Source organism: Streptomyces sp. NPDC051677 (genome assembly GCF_044453465.1).
Classification (GTDB): domain Bacteria; phylum Actinomycetota; class Actinomycetes; order Streptomycetales; family Streptomycetaceae; genus Streptomyces.
The window spans coordinates 1-25,863 of sequence record NZ_JBITCT010000081.1; the positions used below are offsets into that span (position 1 = coordinate 1).

Annotated in this window: 22 protein-coding genes; 10 read left to right on the forward strand and 12 right to left on the reverse strand. The window is 66.2% G+C overall.

The window, feature by feature from the left end; translation table 11 throughout:
* Window positions 1-1,369: 1,369 nt before the first annotated feature.
* Window positions 1,370-2,056 (reverse strand): DUF317 domain-containing protein, encoded by a 687-nt coding sequence (locus ACIBAF_RS45990; RefSeq protein WP_399472272.1) that lies wholly within the window; start codon window positions 2,054-2,056, stop codon window positions 1,370-1,372.
* A gap of 150 nt (window positions 2,057-2,206) precedes the next feature.
* Here ACIBAF_RS45990 and ACIBAF_RS45995 point away from each other — a divergent pair, with 150 nt between their 5' ends.
* The 4 genes from ACIBAF_RS45995 (at window position 2,207) to ACIBAF_RS46010 (ending at window position 4,603) form a co-directional block, all read left to right on the forward strand.
* The gene (locus ACIBAF_RS45995; protein WP_399472234.1) at window positions 2,207-2,614 is read left to right on the forward strand and encodes a hypothetical protein; all 408 of its coding nucleotides are present in this window, start codon (window positions 2,207-2,209) and stop codon (window positions 2,612-2,614) included.
* Window positions 2,615-2,708: 94 nt separating this feature from the next.
* Window positions 2,709-3,014 (forward strand): hypothetical protein, encoded by a 306-nt coding sequence (locus ACIBAF_RS46000; protein WP_399472235.1) that lies wholly within the window; start codon window positions 2,709-2,711, stop codon window positions 3,012-3,014.
* Between the two features lie 261 nt (window positions 3,015-3,275).
* Window positions 3,276-3,617, forward strand: a complete 342-nt coding sequence (locus ACIBAF_RS46005; RefSeq protein ID WP_399472236.1) for a hypothetical protein — start codon at window positions 3,276-3,278, stop codon at window positions 3,615-3,617.
* A gap of 128 nt (window positions 3,618-3,745) precedes the next feature.
* Entirely contained in the window at window positions 3,746-4,603 is an 858-nt protein-coding gene (locus ACIBAF_RS46010; protein WP_399472238.1) for a hypothetical protein, read from the forward strand.
* Here the strand turns inward: ACIBAF_RS46010 and ACIBAF_RS46015 are convergent.
* From ACIBAF_RS46015 to ACIBAF_RS46035, 5 genes are all read right to left on the reverse strand, one after another.
* A complete protein-coding gene (locus tag ACIBAF_RS46015; protein WP_399472240.1) occupies window positions 4,591-5,448 on the reverse strand; it encodes an aldo/keto reductase in 858 nt (285 codons plus the stop codon). The genes ACIBAF_RS46010 and ACIBAF_RS46015 overlap by 13 nt on opposite strands.
* Window positions 5,382-6,578: a JmjC domain-containing protein gene (locus ACIBAF_RS46020; protein ID WP_399472242.1), complete on the reverse strand. Its 1,197-nt coding sequence runs from the start codon at window positions 6,576-6,578 to the stop codon at window positions 5,382-5,384. Before ACIBAF_RS46020 ends, ACIBAF_RS46015 begins: the two co-directional genes overlap by 67 nt.
* Window positions 6,579-6,665: 87 nt before the next feature.
* On the reverse strand, window positions 6,666-6,833 hold the full coding sequence (locus tag ACIBAF_RS46025) for a hypothetical protein (protein WP_398805032.1): 168 nt from the start codon (window positions 6,831-6,833) through the stop codon (window positions 6,666-6,668).
* A gap of 126 nt (window positions 6,834-6,959) precedes the next feature.
* Window positions 6,960-7,253 (reverse strand): hypothetical protein, encoded by a 294-nt coding sequence (locus ACIBAF_RS46030; protein WP_399472244.1) that lies wholly within the window; start codon window positions 7,251-7,253, stop codon window positions 6,960-6,962.
* Between the two features lie 44 nt (window positions 7,254-7,297).
* Window positions 7,298-7,789 (reverse strand): ATP-binding protein, encoded by a 492-nt coding sequence (locus ACIBAF_RS46035; protein WP_399472246.1) that lies wholly within the window; start codon window positions 7,787-7,789, stop codon window positions 7,298-7,300.
* A 252-nt stretch (window positions 7,790-8,041) separates the two neighbouring features.
* On the opposite strand from ACIBAF_RS46035, the gene ACIBAF_RS46040 reads away from it, so the two are divergent.
* The 3 genes from ACIBAF_RS46040 to ACIBAF_RS46050 all read left to right on the forward strand — a co-directional run bounded on the left by ACIBAF_RS46040 (window position 8,042) and on the right by ACIBAF_RS46050 (window position 11,612).
* On the forward strand, window positions 8,042-9,385 hold the full coding sequence (locus tag ACIBAF_RS46040) for a transcriptional regulator (protein WP_399472248.1): 1,344 nt from the start codon (window positions 8,042-8,044) through the stop codon (window positions 9,383-9,385).
* A 73-nt stretch (window positions 9,386-9,458) separates the two neighbouring features.
* Window positions 9,459-10,631 (forward strand): serine hydrolase domain-containing protein, encoded by a 1,173-nt coding sequence (locus ACIBAF_RS46045; RefSeq protein ID WP_399472250.1) that lies wholly within the window; start codon window positions 9,459-9,461, stop codon window positions 10,629-10,631.
* Window positions 10,632-10,838: 207 nt separating this feature from the next.
* Complete coding sequence (locus ACIBAF_RS46050; RefSeq protein ID WP_399472252.1) at window positions 10,839-11,612, forward strand: hypothetical protein; 774 nt, start codon at window positions 10,839-10,841, stop codon at window positions 11,610-11,612.
* A 675-nt stretch (window positions 11,613-12,287) separates the two neighbouring features.
* On the opposite strand, the gene ACIBAF_RS46055 is transcribed toward ACIBAF_RS46050, so the two are convergent.
* The 3 genes from ACIBAF_RS46055 to ACIBAF_RS46065 form a co-directional block, all read right to left on the reverse strand.
* Window positions 12,288-14,174 (reverse strand): ATP-dependent nuclease, encoded by a 1,887-nt coding sequence (locus ACIBAF_RS46055; RefSeq protein ID WP_399472254.1) that lies wholly within the window; start codon window positions 14,172-14,174, stop codon window positions 12,288-12,290.
* 206 nt (window positions 14,175-14,380) lie between these two features.
* On the reverse strand, window positions 14,381-15,763 hold the full coding sequence (locus ACIBAF_RS46060; RefSeq protein WP_399472256.1) for a competence protein CoiA family protein: 1,383 nt from the start codon (window positions 15,761-15,763) through the stop codon (window positions 14,381-14,383).
* Window positions 15,764-16,376: 613 nt separating this feature from the next.
* Window positions 16,377-17,420: an endonuclease NucS domain-containing protein gene (locus ACIBAF_RS46065; protein WP_399472258.1), complete on the reverse strand. Its 1,044-nt coding sequence runs from the start codon at window positions 17,418-17,420 to the stop codon at window positions 16,377-16,379.
* A 348-nt stretch (window positions 17,421-17,768) separates the two neighbouring features.
* Between ACIBAF_RS46065 and ACIBAF_RS46070 the strand changes: the two genes are divergently transcribed.
* Window positions 17,769-19,820 (forward strand): PaeR7I family type II restriction endonuclease, encoded by a 2,052-nt coding sequence (locus ACIBAF_RS46070; protein ID WP_399472260.1) that lies wholly within the window; start codon window positions 17,769-17,771, stop codon window positions 19,818-19,820.
* Window positions 19,821-22,033: 2,213 nt separating this feature from the next.
* Here the strand turns inward: ACIBAF_RS46070 and ACIBAF_RS46075 are convergent.
* On the reverse strand, window positions 22,034-22,642 hold the full coding sequence (locus ACIBAF_RS46075) for a TetR family transcriptional regulator (protein ID WP_399472262.1): 609 nt from the start codon (window positions 22,640-22,642) through the stop codon (window positions 22,034-22,036).
* A 99-nt stretch (window positions 22,643-22,741) separates the two neighbouring features.
* Between ACIBAF_RS46075 and ACIBAF_RS46080 the strand changes: the two genes are divergently transcribed.
* Both ACIBAF_RS46080 and ACIBAF_RS46085 read left to right on the forward strand, forming a co-directional pair.
* On the forward strand, window positions 22,742-23,731 hold the full coding sequence (locus ACIBAF_RS46080; RefSeq protein ID WP_399472264.1) for an aldo/keto reductase: 990 nt from the start codon (window positions 22,742-22,744) through the stop codon (window positions 23,729-23,731).
* A gap of 81 nt (window positions 23,732-23,812) precedes the next feature.
* Window positions 23,813-24,646 carry an SDR family NAD(P)-dependent oxidoreductase gene (locus ACIBAF_RS46085; RefSeq protein WP_399472266.1) on the forward strand — a complete coding sequence of 278 codons (834 nt, stop codon included), beginning with the start codon at window positions 23,813-23,815 and terminating at the stop codon, window positions 24,644-24,646.
* 325 nt (window positions 24,647-24,971) lie between these two features.
* Here the strand turns inward: ACIBAF_RS46085 and ACIBAF_RS46090 are convergent, their stop codons facing one another.
* Both ACIBAF_RS46090 and ACIBAF_RS46095 read right to left on the reverse strand, forming a co-directional pair.
* Window positions 24,972-25,286: a hypothetical protein gene (locus tag ACIBAF_RS46090; RefSeq protein WP_399472268.1), complete on the reverse strand. Its 315-nt coding sequence runs from the start codon at window positions 25,284-25,286 to the stop codon at window positions 24,972-24,974.
* Window positions 25,270-25,800, reverse strand: coding sequence for a hypothetical protein (locus ACIBAF_RS46095; RefSeq protein WP_399472270.1), 531 nt, complete (start codon window positions 25,798-25,800; stop codon window positions 25,270-25,272). Before ACIBAF_RS46095 ends, ACIBAF_RS46090 begins: the two co-directional genes overlap by 17 nt.
* Between the last annotated feature and the right edge of the window lie 63 nt (window positions 25,801-25,863).

The following is a 25,863-nucleotide window of genomic DNA, read 5'->3' on the forward strand; positions in this document are numbered from 1 at the left end:
CCCCCCAGGTCATGCCTTCGACAGGGGGACACAGTCATGCCGGGCCCGGAGGCCAGCGGCCCCGTTGCAGGACCGCGAAGAACATAACGGGGGTGAAGGTCAGTAGGCGACACCACCTCTGAAACCACCTACCGCACGTTGCACGGCGGGCCCGACCGGTTCTCCCGGTCGGGCCCGTCACGCACCTACACCAGCATCGCCGGTTCAGTCGCGCATATGTCCGGTGGCTCCCGGCGGGCCTCAGCCCGTTATCGGAGGCAGCGACAACCATCGCGCCTATGTGACTGACGTCACATCCCCAATCTTGGCGGCACCGCATTACCGCTCTCGCTGTTTTGTCTGTTCGCGTTCAAATGCTGTGTGCCCGTCTGACGGCCTCTCTCGCGGCCGGACTTCAAAAACGGCCCCTGCACTCGAGAGATTTCCAAATAAGTACGCGCAATAAGTACTGCCAATATTGCGCGAGAGGCCAGCAGCACCCAAGTCGCCGCACAAGGCAGTCAGTTAGGGCGCTAAGCTCGTGGCGCTGCTCATCTCCCTCCGCGATGTCCCGGCCGACAGCCGGGTCGGTCGGAGCTCCCCAACATGGGGCGCCCTTGGAAGAGAGGGGCAGTAATGAGGGACCGATCGATCAAGAAGGCCGGGAAGCGCTGGCCTGGCCCGGACCGCTGGCAGGTGACCCTGTCGGCGCTCAGCCTTCTCGTGGCGGTCGTTGCTCTAGTGGAGCAAGTAACGCGGTGAGCCCGGCCGTGTCGTAAACGGCCGGGCTCACCGCCGCTCCGCGGGCACCGGTACGGCCTGGATGCAACCAGGCCGTACCGTGTCCGGGAGCTGCCTTCGCGAAATGCGCCGCTCGGATCACAGGTTCAAGTTGTGCCACAAGTTGGCCTACAACTTGTGGCACAACCAAACTACACGGGATAGGTACAGCGCACGTCGCCGCTGGTAGTTCGCGACATTCCGTAGAGCGGGTGCCAAGATCGACAGAATCTCAGTGGGCGAGCCGCGTCCTGGGTGGCGACCTGCGTTTCGACGGCGCCGATGACACCGACCGCCCCATCAGCCCGGCCACCTCCTGCCGGGACGGCACCCGCAAGTCCGGCGGTAGGAAGTCGGACGCCGCTGCTTCCTCCGCAGCCGGAGCCGGTGCGGCACGCTCGGGGACGTCGGGCCACGGCTGCGTGGCCTGTAGCTGCAGGAGCGCTTCGTGGCCCGCGCGCTGGGCCTTACGGAATGCGCGGTCCTCGCGAGCACGTCGAAAGAACAAGATTTTTTCCTCTCTGTTATCTGGCGGGCACGGGAAACGTGCCTCCGCTCAGGGGGATAGCTACGAGCCGCCTACCAGCGGCTCCTCTGGAAGCGGGGGTCGTCAGCTGCGGCGGACGACGGTGAGCCGATGCTCGGCGCCCTCGGGCACGGTGCGGCGGGGCACCGGAACCGGCGAGGCGAGCGAAGAGGCGAACGCAGCAACCAGGCCGTCGGGGACGCTGGCGCTGAAACTGGCGCACCACAGATACGGACCACCGAGAACGAGGTCCCCCCACGCCTGCCAGCCCACCAGGTCGGGGCGCGGGTCGGCGTCCTCGATGAACGGCGGCACCATCTCCAGGGAGACGCTGCAGGAGAATCCGGGATCCACGGCGGTTGTGCGAGGGCGGTCGGCGTCGCGGAGCCAGCCGTGGGCAAAGAGCGCACTGAGGACGGTCTCGGGCCCCTCGAAGTCGACGTCGGGCGTCTTGCGGCTGTCGATCTCCACGAGGAGGTCGGCGAGCGCCTCGTACGGGATACCGGCGGTGAAGTACGCATTCCACTCCGTCATTGCGGACGTGGCACAGGAGCGGGCACTCAACTGCCAGGCCACCGGCAGTCCGCCCAGCTCGAACGGGTAAGCCGCAAGGACCCACTCGGCGCCGCACAGCCCGTCGGGGCTGACGTACAGCAGGGTGCGGCGAGCGGTGGGCCACATGCGCCAGCCGAGGCCGGCCAGGGTGTCGCCGATCCGCTCAGCGAGCGCATCGTCATCGCCGGCCAGGTGACGCGGGGTGACCCAATACACCGGGTCAGGCGAGTCAGGATGGGAGGGTTCGCTGGGGTGGTGCGGGTGCAGGGGCGCCTCCGTGGGCTCGGGGGTGGTTTCCAGCAGGGCGTTGTACGTTGACATGGCTCGCCGCCCGTGCACCAGTCCGTCAGGGGGTCTTTCCTGTTCGTGAGCCTGGTCGTAGAGTTCGACGGCCATCTGGAGGCCGCCGTGCTGCGCGAGGCATTCCCGCGCGGACTGCGCGGCCCCACCGTGGCCCTGACCTACGCTCTCAAGCGCGGCGTCAAGCACGATTGGTGGCCCGAAGGCACCGAGGCGCCGGTCACCGTGGTCTACGGCGGCCCGCAGGACGGGTGGCGGCAGGCATCGGCCTACGAGATGTCCGGTGAGGACCTGCTCGCCTTCCGCGCGGCCCTCGCCCACTACGACGCCACCACGTCCGGGCCTCCCTGGGACGAGGAGGCACCGTCCGCGTTCGCCGTAAATGCCGGCTGGGGAGCCGACGACGACGTACCAAGGGCGCTGCACGACGATCCGCCGACCGCACCCAACTTCCCGGACGGAGCAACCAGATGAACGGGGGTTGCGCGGCTAACCCCCGCCTGCCGCATCCTCGGCGCGGTCCGTCACCGCGGCGGGCCCCTACCCGCCACGCAGGAGTGATGCCGCCGTGTCCGCGCTCTTCGACAAGTTCCTGATCCCGACTGCAGTCGGCCTGGTCGTCACCGGTCTCGCCGCCGCAGCCAGCTGGCTCTACCGGCGTCGCCGGACCACCCCGACACCTCCCCGCGTGCTGCGCCGCTTCAGCCTGCTGGGCACCACCGGCGCCGACGGCACCCCTCTGTACTACGAGACCACCCGGGCCCCCGGCAGCGTCGTCACCCGCCGGGTCGGCAGCCTGTCCCAACGCTTCGAGCTGACCGATGCCCCGCTCGGCGACGGCACGTACGCCGCCGAACCCCTCGACCACCTGTAGGACGACCAGAGCATGGAGTGTGTGACCGCGAGCGCCCTCGGGCAGGGCTGCCCACCAGCACTTTCACCGCACGCAATTAGGTTCATAACCACCGTCAGCCGAAGCGGCTGCGTTCGCTGTCAAACGGCTGGGCTGAATGACAGCGGACACGAACTTGTCCGATGACAAGTGATCTTGACCGTATACCGGGTGAGTTTGATCGCCGTGGCCGTTCTCCAGATCTGCTACCACCGGCCATGCCCACTGGCTACCGTCCCGCTGATGAAGTCACAGGTCACCGAAACCATAGAAGCTTGTAGCTGCCTCGCGAAGGACAGCATTTGTCAGGACTGCAAAGGCGAAGGGTGGGTGACGCCGCTGCCTGAAGACGGGCACCGGAAAGACGCCACCGGCCGCTGCACTTCGTGCGCTGGGCGGGGAGGCCACCGCCTGCCACACGAACCGACGTGTCCTGTGATGCAGAAGCATCCTCGGCTCGAATACTTCGCACCGCAGCTCATCAGTGACTCGGGCGGCATCACGTTCTTCAGTACCGGCAACGCACTCGCTCGACCAGAGGTACGGCAGCGTCTCGCGCAGATTCTGTTCGGGCCGCGTCCCTGACGACCGGAGCCGTCTCACGCAGATGAGTCGACGCCACACCTATCAGTTGGGCCCGGACGTGGCTGGCGCCGGCCGCCCATGCCGCGGTGAGGGGCGCCTCCCGCGGCTCCACTGCTACGGTCGCGTGCATGACGCTCTCGGTCTCCACGGGTCAGGCTGTTGATCTACGGGTACAGCCGGTTGACGAAGTTCTTGATCGCGTCGGGCGGTCTCTCCAAGTGCGCTTGCTCCCGGAAACGGTCGTGCGCAAACGCCGATCTGTGGGGGCCAGAACAGTTCGGGACACCTGGGTGCGGATCGAGCGGCGTTTGCTCGACAAGATCCCCGATCAGGGGTGGAACGGCACTGAAAGTGCCGCGCGTCTGGAAGGCATTTCCCAGCCTGAATGGCACGGATGCGTGGTCTGGCGGGACACAAACGATCCGGCGATGTGGCGAGCCGACGAAACCGCGCCCCTGCCGGCGGCTCCCATCGGAAGTGCCATCTTGAGTGAAGCCCCGGAGCTGTCGGACGACTGGTGGGAGGCGTTGAACTCCTCGTTGGACGCCTTGGCAGCACAGGACACGAGGCGCGTCGCCACACCGGACACCGAGACCATCACCCAGACCCTCGTCACAGAGTGCATCCGCAGTGTCTTCTCAGGAGACTTCGATACGACCATCAAGCAGTGGGTGCCGGCGCATGCGGATCTGAACTGGGCGAACATGACCGCGCCGACGTTCAGCCTCTTCGACTGGGAGGACTGGGGTAGCGCGCCGCTGGGGCTGGATTCGGCCTCGCTGTGGGCGAGTTCACTTGCTGTCCCAGCTCTGGCCGATCGCGTACTGCACGAGCGTCGGTCCGACTTCGAGAGCCGGGACGGCAAGGTGATGACGTTGTTCGCCTGCTCGAAGATCCTCGGGCCCTACGCACATCCCGAGGACCCTCGGTTGGAGCCCGCCCGGCGGATGGCCGCGCAGGTCATCAAGGAGCTTCAGGCGGGCTGACCGCGCGAGCGGTCTCGGAGGAGGCTCCGGTACTCCTGGACGGTCTGTTCCTCGACCTTGGCCGCCAAGGCGCCGACGAGTTCGGCCAGATGGGCGGGCTCATCGGTGCCCACGGCGACGGAGCCGACCGGCGGGAGGTGATAGGACGCTCTGAACGCCGCCTGTGTGCGGGAAAGTTGGCTCCCGTCACGGAGGAAAACTCGTGGGTCGATCCTGTCCCACACCGGAGTGCTGGTACTGCCTCCGAAGGGGCTCATCCCCCAGACCTCGCTGCTGTCCAGGGCCCACGCTTTGGTGAGGACATCCGCGGCATCCAGCGTCCTGGCTCCGACCAGCAAGCCGGCACGAACCATGAGGACCGCTGGCCTCGGTGCGGTCGAATCGATCAGGTTCGCCAGCGGCGACGGGTCCCAGGATGCGACGCCCCAGGCGGCGCACAGCCCTTTCGTAGCAACGTCGTCGAGGGCTGCGCATGCCCGCATCAGCACGTCCTTGTCTTGAAGAGCGGCTTCACGGAGTGAATGTTCCGGGTTGTGCAGAAACACCAGGTCGGGCTCCCGTCCGAGGTCCTTGGCAGCCTGTTCCACGGCCGCCTGCAGTCGTACGGGATCCAGGGAGTGCGCCGCCCCGCCCGGTCCCGGGAAGTAGCCGACCTTGGTGGAGAGCGTGAACTTCGGCAGCAGGTCACCGGCTGTCTGCGCCAGGATCTGATGCGAGCGGAAGCCGAAGTAGTTGGTGCTGGTGTCGAGAGCGGTGACGCCGAGCTCCAACGCCCCGGTCAAGAGACGGCGTTCGTGACGAGATCGGTGTAGCCCGAGGACAACTCGGGGGTCAGCACCGCGCACAGCTCCTCCTTCACCAGGATCTCGGCGACCTCTGTCACCTCGGCTCCGGCGACGGCCTCGGCACGCCGCAGTTCGACGGGCCTGCCGCTGAGCAGCAGGCGCAGTGCGGGCAGGGCTTTGGCCGCGAGTGTGAGCTTCTTCCCGGAGGCCACGACGTCGACGGTGTCCCCGCTTTCCTGGATGCGGGGAGGGAAGTGGGTGGTGCACACCACGGCGTCGAGCGGCCCGAGTATGTCGAGGTAGGGCACGTGCCGAGGCAGCGTCGTCTCCTGCTCGTATGCGGCCAGGAAGTCGGCCGGGGGACGCTCGCCGACGAGCCGGGCGGCGGCTGCGGTCAGGGCTTCACCGCCGGTTCCGTGCCGGCGGTCGAGGTCGTGGCGGAAGATCTCGTGCTCGCGGCACCAGTCGCCCAGCCATGCGAGCCAGCTCGCTCCCGTGCGCTTGGTGATGCCGAAGGTGACGTGAAGGCTCTTGCCAGAGCCGCTGCCGGTCCGCGTGGCCTGGTGCCAGTGGCCTCGGGGGATGTGCATGACGTCGCCGGTCCGCATGATCCCGGACCAGATGATCTCTTCGCTCGGGGTGTTGTTAGGGTCGGAGTCCCTGTACATAGGGACGTTGCGAGAGGTCGCACGCACCTCCCACTCCTTCTCACCTGCGAGCTGGACGATCACGACATCGTGGTCGTCCCAGTGCAGGGGGAATCCGGCGGCATCGTTTGTCGTCAGGTACGCGTTTACCTGGACCCGCTCGCGGGACCACCACTGCAGGGCCCGGCAGGCGACCTCCATCGTGGGATCGAAGACGTTGGCCTGATCCATGATCACTGTCGCGCCGTCCTGCAGGAGCCTACCCAGGCTGCGCATGTTGACCATGGGGATGCTCTGGCCGCGAGGGCTGACGCTGTCGGTGTAGTAGATGGCCGGGTGGACCTCCTCGCCCTTCTGGAAGCACCGGAACTGCGGGCGGTTCAGGCTCCTGCGCATCGCGATGTCGAGCAGGCGGTTCGGAGTCATGATGCGGGAGACGAGTGCGGGGTCGTCCATGCTCCCGCGCACGAATCCCTTGCCCAGTTCCTCGGCCCCGCTCCATCCGAGCGCTGTCTCGATGGCGTTGATCAACTGATGTTCCATCGCTGCGTCCTCCATGGGTTCGACCACGTGATTCGGGCACGGTGGGGGCCGGCACGGTCGGCCGCGCCAGCCCTCACCGCTTGGTGCCTACTCGCTGTCGTGCAGGTTGCCGTCGCCACCAGGCCACGGCGCGTCGCCGGAACTTCCGGCGTTGTCCGACCGAAGGCTGTCGTACCGGTCGTGGACGGCGGTCAGCTCTTCCACCGCCACCAGAAGGCCGCTCCGGGCCGGAGGCGATGCTGCGTGCTCTGCCACCTCGTACTCCTTCCTCTTCGGTTCTCCCGTCAGGGCTCTGACGGGAGGTTGTTGGCCGCCCCACGGCCGGGGAGTGGGGAGTTGCCGTGGAGCGGCGGTCATTGGGGGCGGCGACGAACCGCGGTCCTACACGTGTGATCGGGCAGACCCGCGATTCATCGGCAAGACGCCGGTGTCCTGGCGCATGTTGGTCTCCAGAACGCGCTGGTCCAGCTCGTACAGACACGCGCGGCAGGCGTAGAGGGCCGCGTGCATGCCGCTTGACCGAACGGGCCCGATCCACGTCACCTCGACGTCGTCACGTCCGCACCACAGCCAGCACTCACCGCGCGCCTGCCATTCGTGGCGGCCCCACAGCGCGTGCTCGGTGGGCTCCTTGGTGACGGGATCGAGGTCGCGGCGGGTGGGACGGAAGACCACATCAGGGTCAGGAAGTGGCGTCGTCCGCAGCGCGTGCCGTCCCATCAGGCGGCCGCCAGGGTGAGCGGCTCAGGCTCGGCGACGCCCCGGTGCTTGTGGCGCAGCGCGAACAACCTGCGCAGAACGGCGGCTCGGATGGCCGGCGCCGCCATGGGTAGCTCGATCTCCGCCCACACGCTCTTCCCGCGGTCGGTGGGTACCCAGCCACAGCGCGAAGCGAGGAGCTCTACCAGTGCCAGGCCGCGCCCGCTCTCATCTTCGGTCTGGGCACAACTCGTCTGTGGTGCCGCTGGATTGTCATCGAGGACGTCAATCACCAGGCGACCGGGACGGTGATACAGCGCGACAGCGACGGGCCCCTCCCCATGGACCACGGCGTTGGTGATGAGCTCGGAGGCAATGAGACGGATGGCGTCAGCCGTCTCATCGTCCAACGGCACGCCCCACTTACGTACCTTGTCGACGACCTTGCGCCGGGCGAGGGACACTTCCCTTTCCCCACCCGCGAGGACAAACCGATGGACGAGCGTGGGCATGGCTGACGCCTCCGAGGAGTTGGAGAGCGGCTCCGTCCCGACGGAGGAGCAGGGGCGGAGCCGCCGATCTGAGAAACCATTCCGGACCCGACGCCCTGTGCGGGCTTCGTAAACGGCTGATACTCAGTCAACGGCCCCAGCGAGCAAGGCGGAACGTTTCTAGGGGGTTCCTCATGGGGACGCCCTCCCCGTACGCGGCCACGCGAAGTAGCCTCCCCACTACGCCGCGAGGGGGATGACGGGAGTGATGACATGCCTGGTGAGCCGTTGGCGGTCCACCCGCTGAGCTTCCTCCGCCAGACGCGCGGATGGGGGAAAGCCGAGTTCGCCCGACTCATGCAGGCGCACGGGAGGTCACTCGGAACCCCGCTCGCGACCAACCGAACCACCGTATGGAAGTGGGAGCAGGGGCAGGAGCCGGACGCGGACGCCCAGCGCGTCCTCGCCAACCTGCTGCGCGTCCCGTACGAGCAGGCGCGGAAGGAAGGTTGGCCCCGATGGCTTCCGGTCTGGGAGGTCACGGGGCTGACCGCCCCGTGGACCGAAGCCGGTACCGTTGAGGCGTTGTCCGAACTCGTCGGGAGCGGCCGCATGGATCGCCGGGGCTTTCTCACCATCACCGGCGCCGCTCTGACCGGCCTCGCGGCGAGCTGGGTGGATGCGCCGTCCGCCTTCGCCTCGGCCCTGGACGGGGAACAAGTCACGGACACGATGGTCTCGACGATCGAGCAGCGCATCAGCACGCTGCGCACCCTCGACGACCAACTCGGCGGCGCCACGCTGTTGGAGCAGGCACGCGGCGATCTCGCCCTCGTCACCGGCCTCCTCAGCACCGGCAGGTACACGGAGAGCATCCGAATCCGCCTCTACGGACTGGCAGCCAGGGTGTCGCACCTGACCGGCTGGATGGCCTACGACGCAGGGCTGCGGTCCGCCGGCCAGCGCTACTACGTCGGGGCCCTGCGCAGCGCTCGTACAGCTGGAGACGACGGGTTCGGCGCCTTCATCCTTGCGGAGATGGGCGTTCATGTCTCCGAGGCCGGACGGACCGCCGAGCGCGTCGACCTCATCTCGACCGCCATCGACAACGCCCCTCGCACGCTGTCGCCGTACACCCAGTCGTTCCTCTACCTGCACAAGGCCGAGGCGTTGTCCCGCGACGGCGACCACCGAAAAGCCGGAACAGCGCTCAACCGCGCTCTGTCCCTCTGGGAGCGCCAGACGGTGGAGGAAAACCCGGACTGGCTCAACTGGTTCGGCGAGGCCCAGCTGAAGTCGACCGAGGGCAAGGTCCTTCTGCGGTCCGGGCAAGTGGAGCGCGCGACCGGCTCCCTGGAGACCTCCGTGAAGAGCGCGGCTCCTCGGGACAAGGCCGTACGCTCTAGCCGCCTGGCCGAGGCCCGGCTGGCCGGCGGCGACCTGGACGGGGCACTGGACGCTGCGAACTACGGCACCGAGCTCCTGGAGAGTAGTGTCAGCTCCGTACGGGCGGTGGACCGCTTGAAGGAGTTCTCGGCGCGGCTCGAACCGCGCAAATCCGTCCCCGCTGTCCGTGAATTCCGCGAGCGCCTGCAGGCGCTGCCCGTCGCAGCCTGACAGCCACCGTCTGGGATTCAGACGGTGAGCCCGCCTCCTCGGAGTAGGCGGTCACAATGCCAGGATGAACGGCATGACGACGATCGACGGTGAGGTCGCGGCTGGGTTCGAACCGGTGCGTGAAGCGTTCGCAGCGAACTTCTCGCAGCACGGGGACATCGGCGCGGCAGTGTGCGTGTACCAGTACGGCCGACCGGTGGTGGACCTGTGGGGTGGCATCGCTGATCCCGAAACCGGCCGTCCGTGGACACGGGACACGCTGCAACTCGTCTACTCGGCGACCAAGGGGGCGACCGCGACCGCGGCACTCATGCTGGCCGAGGGCGGCACGCTGGACCTGGACGCGCCGGTGGCGAAGTACTGGCCGGAGTTCGCCACGAACGGCAAGGCGGACATCCCAGTGCGCTGGCTCCTGTCCCACCAGGCCGGCTTGATCGCACTGGATCAACCGGTACCGCTGAATGAGGCGTTGGCCTGGCATCCGATGGCGGCCGCGCTGGCCGGTCAGCGCCCTCTGTGGACACCGGGCACGGCTCATGGATATCACGGTCGGACTTGGGGCTGGCTCGTCGGCGAGGTGATTCGTCGAGTGTCCGGTCAAACACCGGGCCGCTTCTTCGCCGACGAGATCGCCGCCCCACTTGGGCTCGACTTCTTCATCGGACTGCCGGCGGATCAACGCGACCGGGTTAGCCGGATGGTGTACCAGCGACCGGCCGTCGACCTCACCACCGTGCCCGCCGCGTCGATCCCCGAAGGACTCCGCGAACTAGTCGCCGCCTGGCGCGACCCGAACTCATTCAGCAACAGGGCCTACGCGGTCACTGACCCGGCCGAGATCAACTTCGACTCGCCTGAGGTACAGGCTGCGGAACTCCCGGCCTCCAACGGCATCGCCACCGCACGCGCACTGGCGCGCATGTACGCCGCGCTGATCGGCGAGGTGGACGGTGTGCGCCTGCTTGCTCCGGAATCCCTGGAGTCGGCGACGAAGGAGCAGGCCGGCGGGAAGGATCAGGTGATGCTGATCCCGAGCCGATTTAGCTCCGGATACATGCTGCCCACCGAAACCAACCCAATGATCGGGCCACTCTCTTTTGGCCACACCGGACGAGGCGGCTCGCTCGGCTTCGCCGATCGCGAGCACGGCGTTGCCTTCGGCTACGTGATGAACAACATCATTGGGGGTGCCGACGACACTCGTGCGGCTTCGCTGGCAGAAGCGGTGCGAAGGTCGTTGGTGTAGGCAGCTGTTACCCGGGAAGCAGGCTCTGCCCCAGAACGCAGCCGAAAGTCTTCTTGCGCCCAGGCACGACACCATAGCCGCGACGTTGGCCGAGTCGGAGTCGGGCTCGTCACCCCGGCACCCGCTCAGATACCTGCGGCTCGGTGCACGGCTGGAGACGACCGCTGCCACTTTTCGTCCGGCACGGCGGCAACGTACAGTCCCCAAGTGCGCTACGAGCCAAGGCCATTGATGCCGACACCTGGAGCGTTCCCTGATGAGAAGTCTCTCTCTGCTTTTGTCCTAGGCAAGCTCGACCGGTGGTTCCACATCGAAGAGCAGATACCAGGGCGCTACTGGACCGGCGAAGAGACGCGCATAGACGCAGTACTCAGGCCCAGAGATCCGAAAGGGTGGCACGATGACGCCCCCGCGTTCGGTGTTGAGTTCAAAAATCCCGCCCCGAACACGAGCACCGGAGACCGCTACGGCTGGGTCACCCAGGCCGTTGGCTACGCCCATTGTGACTGGCAGGGATACGGAAGACTCGGAATTTTCCTGTGCCCATCGCCTCTGTCCTGGCTTCTCTCCCGCGCTGATGAAGTCACCTCTGCGCGCCAGAAGAGGATTGGTCCCGAAGCGCTGGAGCGGGAGCGTGTGAGGGTTCGTGAATATGGACGACGATTCGGCAAGGAGTACTCCGATGCCTACGTCGACAGTGAAGCTCTGCTGGCCCATCGGCGCACCCTCGGGGAATTGACCTACGAGGAGTTCACCGCTCGCGCCGACGGGTTCGTCAACGCGGACGAGCGCCAGCGGGAGCATGATCTGCGAATGGCCGACGAACTGACGCACCTCATAGGGCAACTCGGCATCGGCGAGCTCATGCCCTACGAGAAGATCGGCTGGGCGCTCATGCGGTCAGGTATGCGGCTGTGGAGCGAGCAGGACGGAGTGACCCGTGTCCCGTTCCAGCTGCGGCCGCGTATCGGCTCCCGATGAAATGCGTGAGTGGGTGCGCTCCATGGCGCACTATTGATCATTGGTCGGCATGATCTTGCGGCCCTTGCCAGAGGCGACAGCTACCCATGGCCACCGATACGTCGGACGACGATGGAAGCGCCACCGGACGGCTCCACTCCTCGCTGCCCAGGCCCGAGCCTCCCAGATTCGAATCACACCCGCCACGCCTCCAACACTTCATCGGTGAGTCGGCATTCAGCACGACCACGTCATGCTTGCTTCCGGCGCGATCGGTGGCAGCAATCGCCCTGCCCTTGGCCCTTCACCTCGGTCAGGGAAGGAGGCTCTTGTTCCACAGGCCAAGGTGATCGCTGATGAACGGCGAGGATTCCGTGCCGCAGCTCGAACTTCTCGGAGGGCCGGCCGAACCGCGTGGTCGTGGCGAACAAGGCCAAGTCGGGCCCTAAATGCACCTTGGCCTCATCAGATCGTGCAGTTCGCGGCTCACGATGGTGCTGGTCGGGGCATAGCGCTTGGACAACCGTCATCCGGCCGTCCGGGCGGCGGCCGATGACGTCGGCGCCGTTATCGTTGGCACCGGCCACCTACCGGACGTCGGTGCACCCTTCCCGTCGGCCCAGGCTTGCCACCGGTTCCCTCGACAGCACGATCAGCTCCATCCGTGCGGTCAGGGCTAAAAGGCAGCGGCAGCGCTCACCCAGTGACTGCTGAACTCGGAGCCGACCTGGGTTGCTCTGTGTGGCTCCGGTTCGGCTCCCCGGCGTGCTGCAGCGGACCTTCGAGGACCTGAACTAGCCGAAGTCGAAACTCCTCTAGGGGCCGTGGCCGTACGGCAGGATCTGCGCCAGTACGGGCGATCAACGCGTTCGTAAGATCCTGTGCCTTACGGAAGAGGTTGAGTTGCCTCGCCAGGACACCCAGCGCCTTCTTGGGGTCAACCAGGACGAACCGGTCACGCTCCCAGCGTTCCATTACTTGTGCGGACACCTCCTGGTGGACGGCATCCACGGCCTCGCCCCGCGCCTTCATGGCACGCGCGGAGGCCGCATATTGCTCTGTGAGACCTCCGATGCCGCTTTTCTTGTCCGGCCGCAGCAATGGGAAGCGGTTGGCCAACTCACCCGCGAGCATGTCGGTGACGACATCGTCCGCGAGAGGGTCTACCGCAGCGCGGAGCAAAGTGTCGGCCTCGTCGAGCGAGGTCGGGCGGCCGAGGGATCCGAGCACCGCTGCGACAAGGGCAGGGTCCAGGAGCATGCTCTCCAGGGCACGGCGGGGCCAGATATGAAGGTTAGGGTAGTCCCGCTGGTGCTTCTGAACCTGGGTGTCGCTCATCAGGTCACGGTCGATGAGGCACATCCAGGGCAGTGAACTCAAGTCGTCGGTCAGCATCCGGTGACGGGCAAGCACCTGTCCGGCACCGCCTGCCTTGATCACATGCAGCTTCTCCAGTTCCTCGGGGAACAGTCGGATCAGATAGTCCGCGTCCCTGTCGCCCTCCACGACGAGGCGTCCGCCCTTGAGGAGCAAGTCGGCCTCGTCGACACCCATGTCGGCAATTACGCCTACCAGCGACGAGACACTGGCGGCCCGTCGGGCCTGCCCGGTGGCTTCGTCACCCAGCAACTGGTAGACCTGCGACGGGTGTGCAGCAGCGACGATCTTCACCGAGTGGGTGACAATCATCGTCTGGGTCCGGTGAGCGAGGGATCGCACCGCACGCAGAAACGCCATCTGCAGTGCCGGATGTAGGTGCTGCTCGGGCTCATCGAGCAGCAGCACATTGCCATCGTGAGCTGACTGATGGAGTGCGCACAACAGTCCGAGCAGGCCAGCCTCTCCGCTGGACAGTTCACTGACGGGGTGCCGGCCATCCGCTGTCGCCACTTCGATGCGGGTCGCTCCGAAGCCGCCGATCGGTTGCGGACGTAGCAGCGTCTTGCTCGTTGCCTCGCGGAAAGTCGCTGCCAGGTGCTCGTAGGCGTCATCGAGCCCCCCGGTCTGCCGAGCCTTCACAAGCGAGCAGTAGTCCAACGCTGTGAGACGGCGCGTCAGATCGTCGACCGCCGGGGTGCCAGGCGGATACCCGCCCGGCAGAACACCGGCACTCCCATCGGCGGCCATGGCTCCTATCCGACCGTCTTCTGCGGCACCGAGGAAAGTGATATCCGGGAAGCTATTGCTGGTTCGAAAGACCGGATCGAACAGGGTGGCAACGACGGACGAGTCCGCGAAGGAGACTCTTCCTGTTTTGTCCACCCGCGCGACCCGGCGGTACCGGTCCATCCGCTCGGCAGAGCTGCCGAACACGGCTCGATGATGGAGATCCACACGATGGAACTCTTCGTCGCTCAGCGAGAAGGACAGCTCGATCTCGGCTCTGTCCTGGCCCAGCCGTACCAGCTCGGGGCGCGGGTGCAGCTGCCCGACGCGCGTGATCAAGTGCAGGGCTTGGAGCATCGCAGTCTTGCCAGCGCCGTTCTGCCCAGTGATTAGCGTGTACGGCTGGGTGTCCAGCTCCGTCAACTTCGCGTGGCGGATCGCCTTGAAGTCGGTGACCACGATCTCGGAGATACGCACGAGGGCCTCAACGATGCACTGGGAGGAGCAGGCAGCACCGCTCTCTGCAATGCCATGGGACGGCGCAAACGCGACAATAGTGCAACACAGTCGGGCCGTAGCAATAATTACTGGATCTATGCGAGTGGACGACCTTGTCGGCGATCACGTGTCGAGTGGCCGCGTATCCTGGAAGGTCGATTCAATGGGGGCAGCCACGACCACTTTCAGTACATGGTCAGCTGCTCGTGACCAGGCAGGTTTAAGTGTGTGATGCGACCGGCTAGCGTCTCACCGAACTCCTGTACCTCGTGGGCGTTGCGGACGAAGGCTCGGTGGTACGACAGTTGGGGTGAGAGCGAGACGAGGGTGGGGCACGGGCGCACGATTCCGTACAGGGCATGGTGCCGCCCCCGGGAGTACACCGGCACGCCGTAGGCGAAGTGCGCCGCCATGCTCGGGCTCTCTGGGATCTCCAGTCGCAACTGTTCCTCCCGCCAGGCCAGTTCGGCGACGGCTGCGAACAACTCCTCGGCCTGCTGCCGAGACAGCCGGCCCCACCATGCCCTCGCTGTTTCCAGGGCCTGCCGCTCCTTCTCCTCCTGCTCGGCCTGTTCGCGGGCGCGGAGTGCGTCCCTCTCGGCCCACCGCTCGCGCATCTGCTCCAGGAGAACGCGGTCCTGCCCCTCCTGTTCCTTCCGTCGGAGTGCGGCCTCTTCGGCGCGGCGGATCCGATCCGCTTCCTCCAGTTCTCTGCGGCGTCGCTCGGCCTCCGCCTCCTGCTGCTTCTTGCGGGCTTCGCGCGCTTGCTTCGCGTTCTCCTGGCGCTGGCGCATCTCCTCATGTTCGGTCTGGGCGCGAGCCGACTGCCGGGAAGTCCACCACAAGTCCCGCAGGTAAGCCCAGCGCCTATCGTCGACCACACGGGTAACTCGTCGGTAGCGCGGCAGACTTCGGCAGAGTGAGAGCTGCCCGTGCAATACCCACCGGACGAATGTCTGCAGCTCCTCCTCTCGGAACGTCCAACCGCCGACGGCGTAGTCGAACCCTGCGACCCCATCGTCCACAACCCAGACACCCTGAGTCTCTGGGGCCCGCACCCGTACGCCCGGCACCGCGCCCATCCACTGCGGCGGCTTCTTATGCGGGCTGACCCAGCACACCGCGATCTTCTCTGCTCGATAGCGGGCGGTGCGGGCCCGGATGTCCTCCACCGTTATCGGGGACAGCTGCGCCTCCCAGGCCATGCGCTGCGCACCGTCCGTCGAGGACGCCATGACATCCGCCCGCCATGAGCCGTCCTTGGCCGGGACCTCCAACTCGGCATACCACCCGGCCGCACGGATCGCGCCTGCCAACTCCAGCTTGAGCATGTGATGTTCCCACGACTCGTTCGACAGCTCGCACGATGGCGGCCGTCCCGGGTCATGGCAGAAGAATCGCACTCCGTGTCGGGAGACCTTGGCATGGACGCCCCAGGAGCATTCCGGGCAGGTGAGCGGGGCGCGGGGACGTGACTTGTGGATCTGGGTCCAGTCCATCGCGCGCCCAAGATCGAGCTGGGTGGCGTCGAGTCGTCCGGCATCGGGGTGTAATGCGGTGAAGGGCATGAATCGCTTCTCCTGGCGATCCGGCGCATATCCGGGCTATCTGATATGACAACAGATAGCAGCCGGCACTGACAGGCCCTCTTGCGTCCGCTCTCTGAGCAGTGGCAACGGGAAGGCACGTATCTGAGCCGGGAAGAGTTCGAAGCGGGCCATCCCTGCCGCGGCTGCGGCGAGCCGATTGTTTTGGTCTCATTCACCCCCGTCCGGCGGCACCGAAGTCCCACCCTGCCAGGGCCGAGCGCACGGTCTCGTCCAGCCACACGGAGTCCGGCAGCCGGAGGTTCGGCGAAGGAACGGGTTCTTGTGTGCGGGAGCAAGCGGAGCACACCGAATCGGAGTTGTATCTTCTGAGTGGGCATGCGCAGCGCGCGCAGCGGCGTACCTGTTCAGCCGACATCGTCGCCTCCCTGGGCCCCCTTGCGACACTGATGGAGTCAACCACTCCCGACGTGCCCCAGGCCATACGCCGCCAGGACGCTTCACGCGGCGTATGGCGCGATGAGGTTGCCCGGCCGGTGCACTGTGCATTCCTTCGGCGTAGGTGCCTGTAGATCCGTCTGGCTGCTGTGCAGACCTTTCTGCGACGCCCCTCCTAAGCCGACCTCCCCGATGGTTAGGCAATGCCGAAGTGACGTGAGACCTCATCGATCGTGAAGCGGGCCCGAAGTTTGCAGGCGGAGTTCTGGTTGGCGAAGAAGCCCGCGCGCCACAGCGCCTTCGCGCGTGGCACGGCTGCTTCCCACGCGACTGGCACGATCCACTCGCGCCGGTCCTCTCCGTCCTCGATCTCCGACGCCCGTAGGTCAGCCTGGTAGTTGCCCTTGAGGGGAAGGTCGGCCATGGGCCGGCTCTCGCCAGTGACGGTGAGGAGGGCGGCATCGAAGGGCTGCGGTTCGCCGGATACCGTGCCCACACCCACGTACCCCGTCTTGGGGATGTGGGTGAACACGCGCGCCCCTACGGGCAGGGAGCGCAGTGTGCGGGAGAACCAGTCACCGCCGCCGGCCGACACGAACCCGTACTGACGTGCGTCGTCCCAGCTGCGGCTTCCGGATTCCTCGCCGAACGACACGTACCAGTCCGAGCCGTTCCAGGGTTCCTGTTTCCCTCGGGTCTTGGAGCCCGAGGGTGCCGCGGCCGTCTCGGCTTCGTCGATCAGCCAGGTGCGCGCGAGGTAGGAACGACCCTCGTCTGCGAAGTGACGGAAGAACAAGGCGTTGAGGGGCACCTGGTAGCCCGAGGCCAGGTAGGTCACGATCCGTTCGGTCGCCGCGTCGATTTCGCTCGCGACGACCGTGAGGTGGTGGGTGCTGTTCAGCGCGTCCGGCGGGCTGCTGCCGAAACGGAGTGCGAACGCCTCGTCCAGTTCCTCCGCCAATCCGCGCCCTCGGGCGTACGCCCCGTAGATCTCTCGCACCTGCTCGTTGCTGAGGTCCTGGACCCACGAGCCGTAGTCGAGCAACTGGGCAACGACGTCCCGGGGCGTACGGTCCCGCTTGAGCTCCAAGACGTGTAGCGCCCCCTCAGCGTCTATGCCGAGCAGGTCGATGAACTTTCCATGGTCCGTCTGTACCTGCCGGCCGATCATGAGGAGGGGCCTCCCCAAGATCTCCGGATCGGCTTCGATGAGCTCCTCCAGCCGGGCCTCCATTCGCATGGGCCGCGTCGTAACCCGAACCGGCTTGTCGTCCACCCGCCACAGCCCGAACTCCAATGGCATCCTTCGCCCTCCCCTAAACTCACACCACCCATACCCAGCCCAGACCGCGCCCCTCGGTTGGCCACGGACTTGGCGAGTGCCGCACCAGTCATGTCTTACAACGTCCCAGCAGTCCACACATATGCGTCGGTGTCTGTCTCCAGCGAACTGCCGCCACCCCAGCTGCGGTTGCGCGCCCAGGGCCGCACGGCCCTGCCGAATCCCATGCCGCACAGCGCAACGCGATGTCAGACCCGATCTGTAGCCTCATACCACTTGACGCGATCACCACCGAACGGGGGAACCATGTCCGCATCTGTCGAAGAAGCAGTACGACTCTATTTTCGGGACCGGGAACGTTCCCTTCGGGGAACCGACCACCAAAATCTCCTGCTGACAGCTATCTCCGACGCTTTGATAGCCCGCGGCGTGGACCAAGCATGGATCAGAAGCGGCCGTGAAGCTGTACTGCCTGGGTCATACGAACTGGGGCGCACCGCTTGGGACATTGCCATCTTCAGTGATGACGTCCCACTCGCCGCCATCACTTTGAAGCAGGCTAGCGGGCCCAGCTACGGAAACAACTTCTACAATCGGATCCAAGAGCTGACTGGAAACGCGTTCGCCGTCAGACAGAACGATATCCAGGCGATCGAGCAATTTCACCCATACCTTGGAATCGTCTTCATCATCGAAGAGAGCGAAGGGGCAAATTCACCCATCCGAATCCCCGGCCAGTCTGGCGCAAGCCCCCGTACAGGCCCTACCTACAAAGAGCGTTACGGGAACACCTTTGCGCAGTTCTGTACCGATGGCCTCTATGACGGAATCGCTTACGCAGCGGTGAGCAAGGACAACGAACCGTCATTCGAGGAGCCTCGCCCTGACATGTCGTTGAAGGGGTTCATCGACAGCGTCGCCACGCGAGTCCTCTCGTACGCTGCAGCACGAGCTGCGAAGGCCGCCGCTTCGGTGGCTGCAACGCCGGCAGCACTCCCGGAAATGGACCTGCCGGTACTCAGCCAGTATCGGGAGGTTATTCGAGATGCGCGTGGGGACCGCGCGGCGTATGCGCTCGATCGTGTGCCCTTGGGAGAAGGTACACAAGGGCAAGTATTTCGGGCTATCCACAAGGCGTCACAGACAGAGGTGGCCTTCAAGCGTCGGCGCTCTAAGCGAGATCGCGCCGTGGCGCGGATGCGGCGGGAGATCGAGATCTCACGCCTGTTGAGCACACACCCCAACGCTATGCCTCTTCTTGATGCTGAATCAGACGGCGGTTGGTTTGTGATGCCCATGGCTGATGGGACGGCAGAAGACCATCGCGACCAGCTCCAAGACACCGATCGACTAAGCAACCTGGTGACTTCTATCGCATCCGTACTGAGAGAAGCGCACAAGCACGACTGGGTACACCGAGACATCAAGCCGTCAAATATCCTACTCCTGAACGGCACTTGGGTTCTCGCTGACTGGGGAATTGGTCGGCGGCCTCGGGGGCAAACTACGCTGCCCGGTCGTACGGGGCATTACATCGGCACCGAGGGGTTCGCAGCACCCGAGCTTTCCTCGGATCCCCACAACACCACATGCCACGCCAGCGATATCTACAGCCTAGGACGAGTGATCGCTTGGGCTCTCACAGGCAGGTCCCCCCAAGTGAACGTGCCCCTGCTCCCTGACGCAGGCCCGTGGCGCAGCGTCGTCAGGGCCGCTACGCAGCCTGACCCTGCCGAAAGGCCCCAGAGCGTCGATGAACTGCTCGCGTTGATCGCGAGGGAGTTCAGCGTGCCTCAAAGGCCCCCCATTGAGCAGGCGGAACCCCTGCTGATCGCAGCCCGAGCCGGCGATCCCGCCTCCGTCAACGCGCTTCTCGCGCTCATCACGGATTTCCCGGACGACTGCGGCCTGTACGTAGAAGTTCTGATCGAGCTACCTGCGGAGCTTGCAGCACCGCCGTTGTCGCGGAACCCCGAGCAGGCCGACGCTCTCCTGCATGCCTTCGCACAGCAAGTGGGCGGCGATGGCGTCAGACTCGTCCAATTCCTTGATGCCGCACGCGCCGTCTCCTGGCTTCACGCTCTTGCTGCGTGGGCAGCAGACCAGAGCGAATGGGACCTCCTCGACGAGACGGTTCGGACCATGTGCATTTGGGATGCTGCCTGGGATCAGTGGAACCCACAGGACACAATTCGGCTCTGGTTGCGCTCGCTGACTGGTGACGCCGCGAGCATCGTGGCGTCCGCGTTCCGGGACCATCCAGACTCTGCGGGCCACTTCGAGGGGCTTGCGGACGAGCAAGGTGTCGACATGGGAATCCGGCAGGCCGTCAGGGTTGCGCCGTCACGGCAGCGGTAAGAGAACTCACGACCGCAGCGACTAGGTTCCGTTGCCACCCTTCGGCTGAGGCTGCTTCAACCCACGCGGAGAGGCCAGCTCGCCAGAGCTGGACCCTTATCGCTGTCGCCACAGCCCGCGCTCCCAGGAGGAGGCTCTACTCGACGCTGCGCCTGGCAGCAAGATCGTCCGCCAGGGGGGCATCGACCTCAACCGGACTACTCACGACGGGGTCGGTCTCATCGGGCACGAGGATGAGCATCAGCTGGCTCCGGCAACACCTGAGCACAGCGACAGGCCAACCGTCACGATTGACGGATCCCCATGGAGGGTGGCCCAACCGGAGGTGGCGTCCCGCCTGGTGGTGTAGCCGATCAAGTCGCCGGAATGAGCAGGCCGGCGACAGTGGTTCCACGCAACCGGGCGCTCAACTCGCCCCAGCAGGGCGCCTCGTAGACGGCCAGCTCGGTGCAGATCGCCTGGAGCCTCGTACCGGAACGCGTAAGGCTTGATCCCCCTACACCACGACGCGGGACGCGCCCCAACCGGATGACCCAGAGATTCCACTGCCGACCTCGGCATTGAGCCGATCGGCTCCGTCGTCGACGTAGCTGGCGGTCTCAGTTCTGGTCTCATTCACCTCCGTCCGCCGCCGTTCACGGCCAGGACCGAGATCCGCTCCGCCCCAGGTCAGAACGCACACGGCCGGAGCCGTACCCCAAGACGAACATTTGGAAAGCGTGTTGGGGGCAACCCCTCACGAGTTCGAATCTCGTATCCTCCGCCAGTGCCTCACCGGGCACGATGTCGAAGGGCCCCACCGTTCGCGGTGGGGCCCTTCGACGTTCTTGGTTGCAGTTGCCGCGATCGGACCGGGATGGACCTCGACGAACGGGGATCTGGGTCACCACACCAGGCAGGAGATCACGAGCAAGCCGAAGGGATCTCCATGCACGATTCCCGCTGCGGCAGACCGGTGGGCCCACGGACCGATGCAGACTGCCTCGCGCTGCTCGGCAGCCCACCTTGGTTGTCAGTGGCGGTCCTTACCGTTGGGGCTACGGAGCATTTCTGGCGCGACGGAGCGAGCGAGGGGAACGACGATGAGCATTCTGCGGGCAGCGTGGGTGCCGGATGACGATCCCGAGCGGGACTGGGAGGTTGGCGCAGAACTCGCCGTACGTTGGGTGGAGCGCGTCTGCCGAGCAGGACGCGACCGCGGTGCTGGTGCTGAATGCCTTCGGCGCTGAGCAGACAATCCCGACGCTGCGCAAGTTTGCCGAACGGCACCTTGTAGCAACCCCACGATCGGGCAGGCAGCGCGTGGGCAGCGGTGTCGGCCCTGTGCTGGCCTACGTCCCGGATGCGAAGACGCTGGAGTTCGCCACTGGACTGGCGCGAGGCTCTTCGCTTGCGGCGGTCGAGGGCGCCAATCTGTTCCCTCTGCGCGGATGGGCCGTGCAAGCGCGTGCCATCTCTCACTCACCCGGAGGACGAGGTCGAGGAGGTAGACGCGCGGCTTACATCGGCGCTGGAAAGGTTGAAGTTCTACGGCAACAACGGCAACGGGCCACCGTTCGGCCGTCAGCAGGCGGCGCGGGTACTCGACGACCTCCGCTCCGCTGGCTTGCTGGACCCATGACGTGGTTGTTGGCGCCATGGCCGCCCAAGGCATCAGCCCCAACGGGCTGAAACGCCTTGGCCAACTCATCAAAGCCGCTGGGAGCCGGTAACCGTCACCCCTCCCAGCAGGCCCGCGGCCAGGCCACAGCCGTCACCGACCGCTGGGGCGCGACCCACTACGGCCGCCTCTCAGGGCTCTTGGCAGCCCCGGCCACCGTGGCCTCCGCCCTGGCGCCATTCGCCGGCGCCGCACTGGCCGGCCCGCTCGGCGGCTACTTGGGCCTGTTCACAGTGCTCGCGTTCGCCTCCATAACAGCGGCTCTTCTTGCGCTGGGAGGCACGCCAAGCCGTCGCAGCTAGGGCGTTACGGCTCCTCGATTGTGGCCACTGTTTGAGGGTGACCGCCGACCACCTTGTCCTGCACAGATCGGCGTCGTCTCTTTCGCCTGGCTTTGTGCGCGGACTTGCGACGGCACTTGTTCACGGCTGCGAACGACATCGACTACGTCGCCCTCGCCAGAACGCTTCACAACGAGGCAGTGACCCGTGATCGCGGAGGGCACGCAGCGCACAAATACACACGATTCACCCTCACCCCGTCAGCCTCCTGATCAGGGGGACCCGGTGTCGGCATTTCTTGCAGTGGCGGGGAAGAGCCGCTGAACGGCGGCTACGACTGCGGCGCGGCGGGCCGCCGCGGAGGGATCGCGCACCAGGTCGCCGACCGCTTGGACGAGGTCCAGCCCTCCCGCCCAGGCTGCGGCGATCTGGTTGAGGAGGACGAGGATGTCGATGGGATCCCAGGCGGGATCCAGTTGGCCGGCTTCCTGGGCCTTGCGCAGTTGCTCCGTCTTGCGGCGGATGGTCTCCAGGATGACGGTGTCGGCGGCAGTGCCCGCGAATTCCAGCTGGCCCCACTGCATGAGCCGGTAGCGGTCGGGATGGCTGACGAAGTAGTCATGTACCCGGCCGGCGTATTCGGGCAGGTTGGCGGGGTCCATGCGGGTCGCCTCGGCCACCGCGGCCATCTCCTGTTCGGCGATGAACCCGTAGAGGGCCTCCTTGCCGCGGAAGTAGACGTAGAGGCGTTCCTTGCTGGTCTTCGCGGCCCTGGCGATGCGGTCGATGCGTGCACCGGCGATCCCGTACCGAGAGAACTCGGCCCTGGCCGCCGTGAGGATGCGGTCGCGGACGGTATCTGCGCTTCTCGGGGGAGTCATCCCTCAAGGTTACACAACAGAACTGTTCTGTTTGGCAAAGCGCGCTGAGGGGCGTATGGTCGGTACAGAACTGTTTGGTTCTGCCCAAAGGAGCACGTCATGCAGCACAGGACACTCGGCAGCCGGGGCCTCGAAGTCTCGGCGATCGGGTACGGAACGATGGGCCTGACCATGGCCTACGGCCCCGGCAGCGGAGAGCAGGAGGCCATTGACACCATCCAGCGCGCCCACGACCTTGGCGTCACCTTCTTCGACACCGCCGAGCTCTACGGCTGGGGCACCGGCTCCAACGAGATCCTGCTCGGCAAGGCGGTCAACGGCTTCCGCGATGAGGTGGTCCTGGCCACCAAGTTCGGCTTCGACCTGGCCAACCGGACCGAGACGGGCTTCGGACTCAACAGCCGCCCCGACAACATCCGCAAGGTCGCCGACAACAGCCTGCGCCACCTCGGCACCGACCACATCGACGTCCTCTACCAGCACCGGGTCGACCCCGAGGTGCCCATCGAGGACGTCGCGGGCACCGTCAAGGAGCTGATCGACGCGGGCAAGGTCAAGTACTTCGGCCTGAGTGAGGCCGGCCCCGAGACCATCCGTAAGGCCCATGCCGTTCAGCCGGTCTCCGTGCTGCAGACCGAGTACTCCCTGTTCGAGCGGGACGTCGAGCAGCTCTTCCCGACCCTGGACGAACTCGGCATCGGCTTCGTCGCCTACTCCCCGCTGGGCCGCGGCTTCATCACCGGCACGGCCAAGCCGGCCGGTCAGTACGACGAGACCGACATGCGCAACTTCGACCTGCGCTGGCAGCCCGGAAACTTCGAGAAGAACGTAGAGGCCGTCGAGAAGCTGGCCGACCTCGCCGCCACGAAGGGCGCCACGGTCTCCCAGCTGGCCCTGGCCTGGCTGCTCACCCGCGGTGAGCACATCGTTCCCATCCCCGGCACCCGCAGCGCAAAGCGCGTCGAGGAGAACTCCGGGGCTGCCGAGGTCACCCTGACCGAGGCCGACCTCACGGCGATCGACCGAATCCTCCCCCGCGGCGGCTTCGGCGCCCGCTACCCGGACTTCGCCACGCCCGACTGGATCTGACCCCTGCCCCAGCAGCACCGGGCACCGGAGTCGACGGACGAATCCGTCACCGCACCAACCTCAGCGAACAGGAAAAAGATCATGAAGCAGACCATCGTCATCACCGGCGCCAGCGACGGCATCGGCGCCGCAGCAGCCCGTCAGCTCGCCGCCAAGGGCGAGGAAGTCGTCCTCGTGGGCCGATCCCCGGTCAAGACCAAGGCCGTGGCGCAGGAGCTGGGCGCTCGCTACTACGTGGCCGACTTCGCCGACCTCGCACAGGTGCGCGACCTCGCAGGCAAGCTCCAGGCGGCCTACCCGCGGATCAACGTGCTCGCCAACAACGCCGGCGGCATCATGGGCGACCGCGCACTGACCGTCGACGGCTTCGAGAAGACCTTCCAGGTCAACCACCTGGCCCCGTTCCTGCTGACCAGCCTGCTGCTGCCGGTCCTCACCGCGAGCAACGCCAAGGTCATCCAGACCGCCAGCGAGGCGGCCAAGCAGTGGGGTCACATCAACCTGGACGATCTGCAGTACGAGAAGGACTACACCCCGAACAAGGCGTACGGCACCGCCAAGCTGGCCAACATCCTCTTCACCCGGGAACTGCACCGCCGCTACCACGCCCAGGGCATCTACACGGTGTCCTTCCACCCCGGAGTCGTGGGCTCCAACTTCGCGAGCGACACCACCCACTTCATGCGGTACGTCTACCACACCCCCATCATCAAGAACCTGATGACCATCAGCCCCGACAAGAGCGCCAAGGAACTGGTCTGGCTCGCCGAGGGCACCCCCGGCACCACCTGGAAGGCCGGCGAGTACTACGTGAAGCGCAAGACCGCGCCCTCCACCGACCAGTCCCGCGACCCCGACCTGGCCCGCCGCTTCTGGGACCGCAGCGCCGACTTGCTGTCGATCACGACGCGGTGACGGCAGAAGACCTGCCTGACGCGCGTCCGGGGCGATGCGTGAACACGACTATGGGCTGGGACGACGACGGCCGCGGAACGCCATACGGGTGACGCTCGTTGCGGCTTCGAGCCGCGTTCGCAGGCACTGGTTGTCCAGTCCCAACTCACAAGGTGCACCAGCTGCGGACGGTCCAGCGGTCACTGACCGGCTATGCCCAAATCCTCGTCGGGAACACCGCTTCACAGAGGCGCCCGTCAGCACCTCGCCGCCATCGCTGCGCCCTCAACGGCCGATGGCGGGGGCCGCAGCAGTCCTAGTGCGGCCCCCACCCACTCGGCATCAACTACCACTCGTCGCTGTCGCCGTACTTGCCCGGATCCCTCGCCCGATCCACAGCCTGGGCACACGCCTCGGCCAACGCGGCGGCAACGGCGTCCTTGTCCGTGCCGCGCACCTGTGCCTCGACCTCCTGCCCGGGGCGACGAGTGGTGTGCCAGCGCACCGCCAGGTCCGTGTAGAGGTCGGACTCGAACTCCCAGGCAGCCACCGACCATTGCTCGGGAGTGCCCACGTTGAGCCGCTCGCCACCCGGTGCGAAGAGGGCGAGGGCGTGGAAGACGACCTTGCGGTCGGGCATCCGGTCACGGATGGCCCGCATGCCGCCCCGGCCCCTTGTGCTCCCCCTTCCGCCGGTCCCACTCCTCCACCTCTGCGGGGTGGTCGGGATGGTCGGCGCTCCACTGCGAGGCCACGGCATCGGCGTGCTCGCGGTGGGCGAAGGGCAGCTGGCGTTCGCCGAGACGGGCCAGGTACACCAGCCGCTCATTTGGGACCGGCTTCTGACTCGGGCCGGGCACGGAACCTCCGAATGTCGGTTGAAGCAAGTGCGGAGTCCCCCACAGCAGGCCGCCCACCTTCGCAGCCGTCTGCTGGAGCACCTCACCGGTGAGGTGCTGGTAACGGCTGTGCATCCGGGCGGACTTGCCGGGTTCCCAGCCCATGATGCGGTCGACCACCGCATCAGAGACACCGAGGATCAGCAGGACGGTGGCCGCGGTGTGGCGGGCGTCGTGGAGCCGTCCGTCCCGTGCCTCCGCCGCCTTCAGCAGATCCTTCCACCGCGGTCCGCGCCCGCGTGGAGCTGAGGGGCCACGAAGTTTCCGGACAGGCACCCAATAGGGTTGGCCTGAACAAGGAAACGAGGAAGAAGTGGCGCCACCCAGTAAGTACTCGCC

What these genes read in the sequence shown, in the direction of transcription:
- ACIBAF_RS46075 (WP_399472262.1), bottom strand. Translation starts at nt 22,642, where the DNA reads ATGACTCCCCCGAGAAGCGCAGATACCGTCCGCGACCGCATCCTCACG.
- ACIBAF_RS46005 (WP_399472236.1), top strand. Translation starts at nt 3,276, where the DNA reads ATGAAGTCACAGGTCACCGAAACCATAGAAGCTTGTAGCTGCCTCGCG.
- ACIBAF_RS46085 (WP_399472266.1), top strand. Translation starts at nt 23,813, where the DNA reads ATGAAGCAGACCATCGTCATCACCGGCGCCAGCGACGGCATCGGCGCC.
- ACIBAF_RS46060 (WP_399472256.1), bottom strand. Translation starts at nt 15,763, where the DNA reads ATGCCCTTCACCGCATTACACCCCGATGCCGGACGACTCGACGCCACC.
- ACIBAF_RS46070 (WP_399472260.1), top strand. Translation starts at nt 17,769, where the DNA reads ATGTCCGCATCTGTCGAAGAAGCAGTACGACTCTATTTTCGGGACCGG.
- ACIBAF_RS46065 (WP_399472258.1), bottom strand. Translation starts at nt 17,420, where the DNA reads ATGCGAATGGAGGCCCGGCTGGAGGAGCTCATCGAAGCCGATCCGGAG.
- ACIBAF_RS46045 (WP_399472250.1), top strand. Translation starts at nt 9,459, where the DNA reads ATGACGACGATCGACGGTGAGGTCGCGGCTGGGTTCGAACCGGTGCGT.
- ACIBAF_RS46040 (WP_399472248.1), top strand. Translation starts at nt 8,042, where the DNA reads ATGCCTGGTGAGCCGTTGGCGGTCCACCCGCTGAGCTTCCTCCGCCAG.
- ACIBAF_RS46020 (WP_399472242.1), bottom strand. Translation starts at nt 6,578, where the DNA reads ATGGAACATCAGTTGATCAACGCCATCGAGACAGCGCTCGGATGGAGC.
- ACIBAF_RS46035 (WP_399472246.1), bottom strand. Translation starts at nt 7,789, where the DNA reads ATGCCCACGCTCGTCCATCGGTTTGTCCTCGCGGGTGGGGAAAGGGAA.
- ACIBAF_RS46090 (WP_399472268.1), bottom strand. Translation starts at nt 25,286, where the DNA reads ATGCGGGCCATCCGTGACCGGATGCCCGACCGCAAGGTCGTCTTCCAC.
- ACIBAF_RS46010 (WP_399472238.1), top strand. Translation starts at nt 3,746, where the DNA reads ATGACGCTCTCGGTCTCCACGGGTCAGGCTGTTGATCTACGGGTACAG.
- ACIBAF_RS46080 (WP_399472264.1), top strand. Translation starts at nt 22,742, where the DNA reads ATGCAGCACAGGACACTCGGCAGCCGGGGCCTCGAAGTCTCGGCGATC.